This window comes from Streptomyces lichenis, from assembly GCF_023218175.1.
Taxonomy (GTDB): domain Bacteria; phylum Actinomycetota; class Actinomycetes; order Streptomycetales; family Streptomycetaceae; genus Streptomyces; species Streptomyces lichenis.
The window spans coordinates 176,133-187,416 of record NZ_JALPTH010000015.1; the positions used below are offsets into that span (position 1 = coordinate 176,133).

Genomic DNA, 11,284 nt, shown 5'->3' on the forward strand with positions numbered 1-11,284 from the left:
CTCACGGTGGGCCCGGGATCGGGCTCAGCCGACCTTGAGCTCCAGGGTGAGGGTGGCGCCGCCCTCGGCGGTGAGCCGGAGCCGGAAGGTGCCGCTCTCGCCGTCCGCCCGGAGCGCGGGCAGGGTGAGGGTGCCGTCCTTGCCGGTCTTCAGCCCGGTGAGGGTACGGATCGGCTTCCCGGCCGCGTCGGTGAAGTACGGCCCCTTGGCGGCCGCCTCACCGCCCTCGGCCCCCTCGGTGGCGTCCCCGGCTCCCCCGGCCTCGGTGGCCTCGGCGGCGGTGAGCACGGCGGCGGTCAGCGGGACCCCGCCCAGGGCGGTGCCCCGGTGGGTGGCCTTCACGGTGACCGGGGTGGTGAACTCGCCCTCGGGCTTGGCGGTCAGCTCACCCTCGCCGGTGCGCACCAGGGCGTCGGCCTTGCGGGCGGTGACGGTGGCCTGGCGGTCCAGGGCCGGGACCTGGCGGCCGACCACGGTGGCCCGCACGGTGAACTTCCCGTCCTTGTCGCCCGCCTGGAGCTGCGGCGCGGTGGCGGTGCCGTTGGCGCCGGTGAGCACGGTGGCCTTGGACGTGCCGTCCGGGAAGACGCTGTCGGTGCTGCCGACGATGGTGAAGCGCACGCTGACCCGGGCCACCGGCTTGCCCTGGGCGTCCACCGCGGTGGCGGCGGGCCGCACCTCGAACCGGGTGCCCGCCGTCGCGGTGAGGGTCCCCGCGGTGGCGTCCTTGAGGCGGCTGACCCGCTCGGCCGGATTCGGCACCGGGCGCGGGGTCGGCGGCTTGGTGGCCGGCGGGGTGGGGCCGGGGGGCGTCGGCGGCTCGGGCTTGGGGTCCGGCTTGGGCTTCGGCGGGACCGTCGGGGCCGGAGTGGGCGGAGCCGGCGGCTTGGTCTGCGAACCGGGCTTCTGCGGGACCGTCGGGGTGGACGGGGACGGGGTGGGCGTGGGGCGGACCGGGATGACGACGGGGCTGCTGCCCGTACCGGAGCCCGTCCCCGTACCCGTACCGGAGCGCTCGTCGCTGCGGTCCACGGGCAGCACGCCGGTGCCGTCGGGGACCTGGTGGCTGCCGTCGCGGTAGAACCCGAACCAGGTCAGGACGGTGCTGAGGTACTCGGTGGAGCGGTTGTAGCTGAGGATCGCCTTGTCCAGATCCCGCTTGAGCGCGAGGTCCCGGTCGTTGGCGCACAGATACAGTCCGGCGGCGCGGGCGGCGTCGTAGATGTTGTTGGGGTCCTTGCGGCCGTCGCCATTGCCGTCGCGGCCCCAGGTCTCCCAGGTGGACGGGATGAACTGCATCGGGCCGACGGCGCGGTCGTGCACCGCGTCCTCGTCGTAGGCGCCCTTGTCGGTGTCGGTGATCCGGGCGAAGCCGACGCCGTTGAGGGCGGGGCCGAGGATCGGGGTGAGCGTGGTGCCGTCGGCGCCGACCTGGCCGCCGCGCGCCTGGCCGGACTCCACCTTGCCGATGCCGGCGAGGAGTTGCCAGGGCAGGTTGCAACCGGGGTCGGTGCTCTTCAGGTACTCCTCGGCCTGGCGGTAGGCGGCCAGCACGGTCGCCGGGATGCCCGCCTCGGCCGGTCCGGTGACCACGGGCGTGCCGACGGGCGGCACCGGAGTGCCGGGCTTGACCGGGGTGTCGAGCGGCGGCAGGTCCGTGAAGTACGGGGAGTCGCCGGTGGCCGAGCCGCCGTGGGCGTCGCCGGACGGTGCCGAGGCCCCGGCGCCGGTGGGCGGCTGCTCGGTCGCCCCGCCGACCAGCGGGGTGACGCCCGGCGCCTGCGAGGCGGAGAGCGCGGCCACCGCGGCCGCCGCCACCGCTGTGCTGGTGGCCCCCTTGCGCAGTCGTCGGCCGATGTGTCCTGCCATACGTCCGGTCCCTCCCCAGTGACGATCCCTGCGCCTCAGACGGCTCTGGTGACCCAGCGGTTCCACTGCCCCGAGCACGTCGACCCAGGGGACCCTATGTCAACTCGCCACCCCGGCACAGCGCTGCTCGGCCGCCTTTCACGCTTTCACCACCGGGGCGATGCCTTCGGGCCGCCGTCAAGCCGCCCGGGAGCCGCCGGAACGTCCGGAAAGCGGCGGAACGCCCCGCTCCGGTACGGCCGCTGGCGGGCGGTCCCGGTCGGTGGCGGGACGGTGCCCGGCCGGCCGGGTCGGGCGCGGCCTCGCGCATACTGGGCGCCGACGATCACCGCCGCGCCACCGGGACGATGACCGCGCCCCGGTGCGGGGGCCGGACCCGCCGCGTACACCGGCCGGACGGGCCCGGCCCGTGCGGCCCGGAACTGCGAGGCCTGGAACTCCGCGGCCTGGAATTCGGGGGGACTGCCATGCCGTTCACGTTGAGCCATGCCGCCGCGGCGCTGCCGGGGCTGCGCCGCACCGGGGAGGCGCGCGGCCCGTTGGTCGCCTCGGCGCTGGTGATGGGCACGTTCGCCCCGGACACGGTGTACTTCGCGGCCTCGGTGACCCCGGACGCGATGTTCCTCGGCGAGGTCACCCACGGCTGGGCGGGGGTGTTCACCGTCGATGTCCTCATCACGGCCGCGCTGGTGGGGGTGTGGCTGCTGGTACGGGAGCCCCTGCTCGCCCTGCTTCCGGCCCGGGTGCGGGGGCCCGTGCACGGCCTGGTCCGTGGGCGGCCCTGGCGGGAGCGCCATCCGGCGGCGCTGGCCTGCTGGTTCTACGCGTCGGCGGTCATCGGGGCGACCACCCATGTGGGCTGGGACCTGTTCACCCATCCCGGCCGCTGGGGCACCCGGGTACTGCCCGTCCTGGACGAGCGGGTGGCGGGCTTCCCGCTGTACACCTACGCCCAGTACGGCAGTTCGGCGGTGGCGCTGGTCCTGCTGGGCTGGTTCCTGGCCCGGGCGCTGCGCCGCCCGCCGTCCGGTCCCCCGCCGCTGCCGGGGCTGGACCGGCGTGAACGGTTGCTGGGGGTGGGGCTGCTGGCCGGCTGCGCGGTGGCGGGGACGGTCCACCGGTGCCTGCGCTGGTACGCGTACGAGGGCGGCCGGATCGAGACCCCGCTGGACGTCGTGCCCACCGCCTGCTTCGGCGCGGGCGCGGGGCTGGCGGTGGGGGTGGTGCTGTACGGGACGCTGATGCGGCTGCGCGGCGGGCGCCGGCTGGACGCGCCCTAGTCCGGCCCCCTCAGCCGGCCGAGGGCACCGGGGTGGCCTCGGTTCCGGCCAGGGTGCGGGTCAGGACGAGGGTGGTGGTGCCGTCGTCCTCGGCGATGTCCCGGACGTGGACGAAGCCGAGCCGGCCGAGCAGGGTGACCGAGGCGGTGTTGGCCTCGGCCACGGTGGCGTGCACCTCGCCCAGCCGCAGGGTGCCGAAACCGTAGCCGATGATCGTCTCGGCGAGCTCCCGGCCAAGGCCGGCGCCCCAGACGTCGGGGGCGAGGGCGTAGATGATCTCGTGGCCCCGCACCTCGTCGGTCCGCTTGATCTCGGCGTGGCCGACATAGCGGCCGCCGAGCCGGACGGCCCACACATCGAACAGGCCCCGGTCGTAGACGCCGAAGACCCGCCAGAACAGCGCGCGGTCCTCGGCCTCCGGGGAGGGGCCGTCGCCCATCCACCGGGAGACCCGCTCGTCCTGGAACAGGGCGACGAAGTCCTCCTCGTCGCCCGGGACATAGGGCTCCAGGGTCAGGCGCGCGGAGTGCAGGGCGGGGGTGGTCACAGGCGGCGACGGTAGTGCGGGCCCCCGGCCGGGGCAACGGGGTTTCCCGGGGCGTTGCCCGCCCCGGTCCGGAAGTTTCCCGCGTCCGGCGGGTGCTCGCGGGGCGGCGGGTGCTTCCGGGCGGCGGTGTCAGACCCGGCTGGGAGACTGCGGCCATGTCACTCGCCGATCTCACCCTCGCCCGCTGGCGGTCCTTCGACGCCTCCGCCGCGCACCGTCTGGCCCGGGAGGCCGCCGACCTGGTGGACGGCCGGGTCGTCGCCGTCGAGACCGTGGAGCAGCTGGGCGGTCCGCTGCACCGGGTGTGCGTCGAACGGGGCGGGCGGCGGTTCGCGCTGGTGCCCGGTGGGCCGGTGTCGCTGGGATTCGACCCGGACCGCTGGACGTCCGCCCCCGGGCAGGAAGCGGACTACGCGCGGAGTGCGGAGCAGGGGTACGGCCGTGGGCCCGATCTGCGGGCCCATCTGGCGCTGGAGCTCAGCCCGGCCCGTACGGCGGTGCTGCCGGCGGTGCTGATGGCGGTGGAGGACGAGGGCGTCGAGGACCGGGTCGCCGACTCGCTCGCCGAGCTGCCGGGCGCCCTCGCGGTGGAGGGGCTGCGGCTGCCGAGCGCCGACGAGTGGGAGCACGGCTGCGGGGCGGGGGCGGGCACGCTGTTCCGGTGGGGCGACGACTGCCCGCTGGACCGCGACCCCTGTGGCGACCCCTCCGGCCCGCACCAGGGGCTGAACGCCTTCGGGCTGCGGATCGCCTATGACACCTACCGCGCCGAGCTGAGCACCGATCCCGGCTCCGTCCACGGCGGTGACGGGGGCGAGTCGGTGTGCGGCGGCTACGGCGCCCTGCTGGGCTGGTTGCCGCTGGCCACCGCCCATCGCAACGCCGCGATGGCGGAGTTCGTCCGCGGTCCGGAGGGGGAGGACGTCGGGGACGGCCTCTCCCTCCGGCCGGTGCTGGACCTCTGAGCCGACCGGGGCGCTACCGGTGCGGCCCCACGGTGCGGCCCTGACGGCACTGCCCGCCGATGCGGCCCCGTCGGGCCCGTCGGTGCGGCCCCGTCAGTGCGCGGCGGACTCCCAGTCCGGGCCGACGCCGACCGAGACGTCCAGCGGGGCGCGCAGATGGACCGCGCCGGACATCTCGCGGCGGACGATCTCCTCGACCCGCTCCCGCTCGCCGGCGGCCAGCTCCAGCACGATCTCGTCGTGGACCTGGAGCAGCATCCGGGAGGTGAGTCCGGCCTCGGTGAGCGCCCGGTCGACGCGGAGCATGGCGACCTTGACGATGTCGGCGGCGGTGCCCTGGATGGGGGCGTTGAGCGCCATCCGCTCGGCGGCCTCGCGGCGCTGGCGGTTGTCGCTGTTGAGGTCCGGGAGGTAGCGGCGGCGGCCGAGCATGGTCTCGGTGTACCCGGTGGCGCGGGCCTCCTCGACGACCCGGTGCAGATAGTCGCGGACGCCGCCGAACCGCTCGAAGTAGGTGTCCATCAGGGCGCGGGCCTCGCCCGCCTCGATGGACAGCTGCTGGGAGAGGCCGAAGGCGGAGAGCCCGTACGCCAGGCCGTAGGACATGGCCTTGATCTTGCGGCGCATCTCGGCGTCGACCGCCGAGCCGGGCACCGAGAAGACCTGGGAGGCGACCGTGGTGTGCAGGTCCTCGCCGGAGGTGAACGCCTCGATCAGGCCCTCGTCCTCGGAGAGGTGGGCCATCACCCGCAGCTCGATCTGGCTGTAGTCGGCCGTCATCAGGGCCTCGTACCCCTCGCCGACGACGAAGCCGTGCCGGATGGCGCGGCCCTCGTCGGTGCGGACCGGGACGTTCTGCAGGTTGGGGTCGGTGGAGGAGAGCCGGCCGGTGGCGGCGACGGTCTGGCTGAAGGTGGTGTGGATGCGCCCGTCGGCGGCGATCGTCTTGATCAGCCCCTCGACGGTGGAGCGCAGCCGGGCCTGCTCGCGGTGGCGGAGCATGATGACCGGCAGCTCGTGCTCGGTCTGGGCGGCCAGCCAGGCCAGCGCGTCGGCGTCGGTGGTGTAGCCGGTCTTGGTCTTCTTGGTCTTGGGGAGGTTCAGCTCGCCGAAGAGGACCTCCTGGAGCTGCTTGGGCGAGCCGAGGTTGAACTCGTGGCCCACCGAGGCGTGCGCCTCCTTCACGGCCTGCTGCACCGCGCCGGCGAACTGCTGCTCCATGGCCTCCAGATGGGCCCGGTCGGCGCGGATGCCGTGCCGCTCCATCCGGGCCAGCAGCAGTGAGGTGGGCAGCTCCACGTCGTGCAGCAGCTCGGTGGCGCCGACCTCGGTGAGCCGGCCGCCGAAGGCCTCGCCGAGGTCGAGGACCGCGCGGGCCTGGGACATCAGGGCGTCCGCCTCGGCCTGCTCGTCCTCGGTGCCGAAGGCGAGCTGGCCGTCGGCGGCGGCCGGGGCGAGCTCGCGGTGCAGGTACTCCACGGACAGGGCGTCCAGGGCGAAGGAGCGGCGGCCCGGCTTGACCAGGTAGGCGGCGAGCGCGGTGTCCATGGTGATGCCCTGGATGTCCCAGCCGTGCTCGGGGAAGACCCGCAGCGCGTCCTTGGCGTTGTGCAGCACCTTGGGGCGGGCCGGGTCGGCGAGCCAGCCGGCGAAGGCCCGCTCGTCGGCCTCGTCGAGCTGGGTGGTGTCGAACCAGGCGGCCTCGCCGCCGGCCGCGGCGAGCGCGACCTCGCTGACGCTGCCGCTGCCCAGGGCCCAGGCGGCGACGGTGGCCATGCCGAGCGGCTGGTCGCCGTACCGCTCCAGCCAGGACGCGAGCTCCCCGGAGTGCAGCACCGCGCCGTCCAGCTCGATCCCGGCGGCCGGGGCCGGGGCCTCCTCGGCCTCGGCGCCCGGGTCCACGGCGAGCAGCCGGTCCCGCAGGCTGGGGTTGCGGATCTCCAGGACCTCCAGGAAGCCCTTGAGGGCCGTCCGGTCGTAGGCGGCCCGCTCCAGGTCGGCGACGGCCTTGGGCAGCTCGACGTCCCGGACCAGCTCGGTGAGGTGGCGGTTCATCTTCACCGACTCCAGGTGGTCGCGCAGGGCCTGGCCGACCTTGCCCTTGACCTCGTCGGCCCGCTCCACCAGCTCGGCGAAGGTGCCGAACTGGTTGATCCACTTGGTGGCGGTCTTCTCGCCGACGCCGGGGATGCCGGGGAGGTTGTCCGACGGGTCGCCGCGCAGGGCGGCGAAGTCCGGGTACTGGGCCGGGGTGAGTCCGTACTTCTCCTGCACCTTCTGCGGGGTGAACCGGGTCAGCTCGGAGACGCCCTTGGTCGGGTAGAGCACGGTGACGTGGTCGGAGACCAGCTGGAAGGAGTCCCGGTCGCCGGTGACGATCAGCACCTCGAACCCGGCCGCCTCGGCCTGGGTGGCGAGGGTGGCGATGATGTCGTCGGCCTCGAACCCGTCCACGGCGAAGCGGACCGCGTTCATCGTGTCCAGGAGCTCGCCGATCAGCTCGACCTGGCCCTTGAACTCGTCGGGGGTGGAGGAGCGGTTCGCCTTGTACTCGGGGAAGTCCGCCGAGCGCCAGGTCTTGCGGGAGACGTCGAACGCCACCGCGAAGTGCGTGGGCGCCTCGTCACGCAGGGTGTTGGCCAGCATCGAGGCGAAGCCGTAGATGGCGTTGGTCGTCTGCCCGCTCGCGGTGGTGAAGTTCTCCGCGGGCAGCGCGAAGAACGCCCGGTACGCCAGCGAGTGCCCGTCCATGAGGAGCAGGCGCGGGCGGGCGTCCCCGGTCTTCTTCGACGGGTCGTCGGTCTTCTTCGATGCTTTCTCTGCCACGGATCCGATCCTGCCACGGACCACTGACAATCCCGACCGAGGCGCCTCGCCGGCCCCCGCCGGAGGGCTCCGGGAGAGGCGTTGTCGGTGGCGCGTGACACTATCGAAGACAGCGGTGGAAGGCAGCGGGCAAGCAGCGCGCAGCCACCGCGCACACCGAGCTCAAGGGGGAGCGCGATGGCCAGCAAGCCGCCCGCCGGGGATCCGGTCCAGGACGCCCCGGAGGTCAGCGGGCCCCGGCACTCCGCGGCCGGGCTGCCCGCCGTCGGCCACACCCTGCGGATGTCCCGGCAGCAGATGGGGCTGGCCCGCACCGCCCGCACCCTGCTCAAGGTCAACCAGAAGGACGGCTTCGACTGCCCCGGCTGCGCCTGGCCCGAGGGCGAGGACCGCCATGTCGCGGAGTTCTGCGAGAACGGGGCGAAGGCCGTCGCCGAGGAGGCCACCCTGCGCCAGGTGACCCCGGAGTTCTTCGCCGCGCACCCGCTGGCCGACCTGGCCGGGCGCAGCGGGTACTGGCTGGGCCAGCAGGGCCGGATCACCGAGCCGGTGTACGCGGCCGAGGGCGCCGACCGGTACGAGCCGGTGAGCTGGGAGCGGGCCTTCGCGATCATCGCCGAGGAGCTGACCGCCCTCCGCTCCCCCGACGAGGCCGTCTTCTACACCTCCGGCCGCACCAGCAACGAGGCCGCGTTCCTGCTCCAGCTCCTCGCCCGCGAGTTCGGCACCAACAACCTGCCCGACTGCTCCAACATGTGCCATGAGTCCTCCGGCTCGGCGCTGACCGAGACCATCGGCGTCGGCAAGGGCAGCGTCTCCCTGGAGGACCTGCACCAAGCCGACCTGATCATCGTCGCCGGACAGAACCCGGGCACCAACCACCCCCGGATGCTCTCCGCGCTGGAGAAGGCCAAGGCGGCCGGGGCGAGGATCATCTCGGTCAACCCGCTGCCCGAAGCCGGGCTGGAGAAGTTCAAGAACCCGCAGACCGCTCGCGGGATGCTCCAGGGCACCTCGCTCACCGACCTGTTCCTCCAGATCCGCATCGGCGGCGACCAGGCCCTCTTCCGCCTGCTCAACAAGCTGGTCATCGAGACCGAGGGCGCGGTGGACGAGGAGTTCGTCGCCGAGCACACCCACGGGTACGAGGAGCTGGCCGCCGCCGCGAAGGCCGCCGACTGGGACGAGACGCTGGCCGCCACCGGGCTCGACCGCGCCTCCATCGAGCAGGCGCTGGCGATGATCCTCGCCTCGGAGCGCACCATCGTGTGCTGGGCGATGGGCCTGACCCAGCACAAGCACGCCGTCGCCACCATCCGCGAGGTGGTCAACCTGCTGCTGCTGCGCGGCGCCATCGGCCGCCCCGGCGCCGGGGTCTGCCCGGTGCGCGGCCACTCCAACGTGCAGGGCGACCGCACCATGGGGATCTTCGAGCGGCCCGCGCCCGCATTCCTGGACGCCCTGGACCGCGAGTTCAAGATCACCAGCCCCCGCCACCACGGTTATGACACCGTGCGCGCCATCCAGGCGCTGCGGGACGGCGAGGCCAAGGTCTTCCTCGCCATGGGCGGCAACTTCGTCGCCGCCTCCCCCGACACCGAGGTCACCGAGGCGGCGATCCGGCGCGCCCGGCTGACCGTGCACGTCTCCACCAAGCTCAACCGCTCGCACGTCGTCACCGGCGCCCGCGCGCTGATCCTGCCCACCCTGGGCCGCACCGACAAGGACGTCCAGGCGGGCGGGAAGCAGTTCGTCACCGTCGAGGACTCCATGGGCCTGGTGCACGCCTCCCGGGGCAATCTGCGCCCGGCCGGGCCGAAGCTGCTCTCGGAGCCAGCCATCGTGGCCCGGCTGGCCCGGGCCGTGCTCGGGGAGGCCTCCGCGACACCGTGGGAGGAGTTCGAGCGGGACTACGGCACGATCCGCGACCGGATCGCCCGGGTGATCCCCGGCTTCGAGGACTTCAACGAGCGGATCGCCCGCCCCGGCGGCTTCGCCCTGCCGCACGCCCCGCGCGACGAGCGCCGCTTCCCCACCCGTACCGGAAAGGCCAACTTCACCGCCGCCCCGGTGGAGTACCCGCAGGTGCCCGAGGGCCGGCTGCTGCTGCAGACGCTGCGCTCGCACGACCAGTACAACACCACGATCTACGGCCTGGACGACCGCTACCGCGGCATCAAGGGCGGCCGCCGGGTCGTCCTGGTCCACCCCGAGGACGCCCGCGCCCTCGGCTTCGCCGACGGGGACCGCGCCGACCTGGTCGGCGAGTGGACCGACGGCACCGAGCGCCGCGCCCCCGGCTTCCGGGTCGTCCACTACCCGACGGCCCGGGGCTGCGCCGCCGCGTACTACCCGGAGACCAACGTCCTGGTGCCGCTGGACTCCACCGCCGACGTCAGCAACACCCCCGCCAGCAAGTCCGTCATCGTCCGTCTGGAACAATCGGCTCCCGCCTAAGCGTTCGCTCAGGCGGGAGCGGCCGAAGACGACCGCACACGATCCGTACGACGACGAACGGAGCCGGGCCCATGGGCGAGCAGACACAGGTGGCATCCCCCCACTCCTCCTCTTCCCCCTCTTCCTCCTCCTCGCCGCTGTTCCCGCAAGCGGTGCTGGACGAGTACGCCGCCCTCGGCGTCGACCTGGCCGCGCTGTTCTCGGCGGGCGACCTCGGCACCCGGATGGGCGTGGAGATCCTGGAGGCCTCCGCCGAGCGCGTGGTCGGCACCATGCCCGTCAAGGGCAACACCCAGCCGTACGGGCTGCTGCACGGCGGCGCCTCCGCGGTCCTGGCCGAGACCCTGGGCTCGGTCGGCTCCATGCTGCACGGCGGCCCCGCCAAGATCGCCGTCGGCGTGGACCTCAACTGCACCCACCACCGGGGCGCCCGCGACGGCCTGGTCACCGGCACCGCCACGCCCGTCCACCGCGGCCGCTCCACCGCCACGTACGAGATCGTCATCACCGACGAGCAGGACCGCCGGGTCTGCACCGCCCGGCTGACCTGCCTGCTGCGCGACCTGGCCCCCAAGGATGCCGCCCACGTCCCGGTCACCGGCCCCGCCGCCGCCAGCTGACGGGTCCCCCGTAGCGGGTTCGCCGGGGGCGGCCGGGCCCGGCGGGCGTCCCGCTTCGGGCGGCCCTTGGCCGGAAGGTACGCCGAGCCCGGCCCGGATCGCGGCACAGCCGGGGGCTTCGGGCACGGGTCAGCGCACGCTGGTGCGCCGCCCGGCCCGCCAGGGCCCCGGGTACGGGCGGAGCCCCTGGGCACGGCAGGCGCTCGCGGACATGGCAGGGCCATCCGCACGGCTCCCGCGTACGCCGGTGCGCCGCCTGGCGCGCCAGGGCCCCGGGTACGGGCGGAGCCCCTGGGCACGGCAGGCGCTCGCGGACATGGCAGGGCCCCGGGCCCATCAGGACCCCGGGTACGAACGGAGTTACCGGCACCATCAGGGCCGGACAGCGGTACGACCAGGGGCCCGGGCACGGCCCCACCGGTGCGCCGCCCGGCCCGCCAGACCCCGGGCACGGGCGGGTCCCTGCGCACAGCAGGCGCTCGCGGCCCCGCTGGGCCCACCCGTGCGGCTCCCGCGTACACCGTGCGCCGCCCGGCCCCGTACCGCCGCCCCGACCCGCCCTTTGCCCTGGCCCCGTACCCGCGACCGCACCCACGCCCCTTGGCCTGGCCGCGTACCGCCGCCGCACCCGAGGCACCGCACCGGGCGCGTACAGGAGCCCGCACCCCCACCCCCCCCCCACCCCCCCCCCCCCCCCCCCCCCCCCCCCCCCCCCCCCAC

The 11,284-nt window shown here is 74.5% G+C and carries 7 protein-coding genes; 4 read left to right on the forward strand and 3 right to left on the reverse strand.

The genetic code is table 11. The features are described from left to right. Positions 1-24: 24 nt before the first annotated feature. Positions 25-1,869 (reverse strand): lytic transglycosylase domain-containing protein, encoded by a 1,845-nt coding sequence (locus M1O15_RS17130; RefSeq protein WP_248634740.1) that lies wholly within the window; start codon positions 1,867-1,869, stop codon positions 25-27. A 467-nt stretch (positions 1,870-2,336) separates the two neighbouring features. Between M1O15_RS17130 and M1O15_RS17135 the strand changes: the two genes are divergently transcribed. Further along, a complete protein-coding gene (locus M1O15_RS17135) occupies positions 2,337-3,149 on the forward strand; it encodes a DUF4184 family protein (RefSeq protein ID WP_248634741.1) in 813 nt (270 codons plus the stop codon). 10 nt (positions 3,150-3,159) lie between these two features. On the opposite strand, the gene M1O15_RS17140 is transcribed toward M1O15_RS17135, so the two are convergent. Next, positions 3,160-3,696 carry a GNAT family N-acetyltransferase gene (locus tag M1O15_RS17140; RefSeq protein ID WP_248634742.1) on the reverse strand — a complete coding sequence of 179 codons (537 nt, stop codon included), beginning with the start codon at positions 3,694-3,696 and terminating at the stop codon, positions 3,160-3,162. 155 nt (positions 3,697-3,851) lie between these two features. On the opposite strand from M1O15_RS17140, the gene M1O15_RS17145 reads away from it, so the two are divergent. Continuing rightward, positions 3,852-4,661, forward strand: coding sequence for a hypothetical protein (locus M1O15_RS17145; protein WP_248634743.1), 810 nt, complete (start codon positions 3,852-3,854; stop codon positions 4,659-4,661). Between the two features lie 93 nt (positions 4,662-4,754). Here the strand turns inward: M1O15_RS17145 and polA are convergent, their stop codons facing one another. Further along, positions 4,755-7,412, reverse strand: coding sequence for a DNA polymerase I (gene polA / locus M1O15_RS17150; RefSeq protein WP_248634755.1), 2,658 nt, complete (start codon positions 7,410-7,412; stop codon positions 4,755-4,757). 252 nt (positions 7,413-7,664) lie between these two features. Here polA and M1O15_RS17155 point away from each other — a divergent pair, with 252 nt between their 5' ends. Both M1O15_RS17155 and M1O15_RS17160 read left to right on the forward strand, forming a co-directional pair. Beyond that, a complete protein-coding gene (locus tag M1O15_RS17155; protein WP_248634744.1) occupies positions 7,665-9,944 on the forward strand; it encodes an FdhF/YdeP family oxidoreductase in 2,280 nt (759 codons plus the stop codon). Positions 9,945-10,015: 71 nt separating this feature from the next. After that, complete coding sequence (locus tag M1O15_RS17160) at positions 10,016-10,564, forward strand: PaaI family thioesterase (RefSeq protein WP_248634745.1); 549 nt, start codon at positions 10,016-10,018, stop codon at positions 10,562-10,564. The last annotated feature ends 720 nt before the right edge of the window (positions 10,565-11,284 follow it).

Bases quoted from the DNA above. Each gene is read 5' to 3' on its own strand.
- M1O15_RS17130 (WP_248634740.1), bottom strand. From the start codon at position 1,869: ATGGCAGGACACATCGGCCGACGACTGCGCAAGGGGGCCACCAGCACA.
- polA (WP_248634755.1), bottom strand. From the start codon at position 7,412: ATGGACGGGCACTCGCTGGCGTACCGGGCGTTCTTCGCGCTGCCCGCG.
- M1O15_RS17160 (WP_248634745.1), top strand. From the start codon at position 10,016: ATGGGCGAGCAGACACAGGTGGCATCCCCCCACTCCTCCTCTTCCCCC.
- M1O15_RS17155 (WP_248634744.1), top strand. From the start codon at position 7,665: ATGGCCAGCAAGCCGCCCGCCGGGGATCCGGTCCAGGACGCCCCGGAG.
- M1O15_RS17135 (WP_248634741.1), top strand. From the start codon at position 2,337: ATGCCGTTCACGTTGAGCCATGCCGCCGCGGCGCTGCCGGGGCTGCGC.
- M1O15_RS17145 (WP_248634743.1), top strand. From the start codon at position 3,852: ATGTCACTCGCCGATCTCACCCTCGCCCGCTGGCGGTCCTTCGACGCC.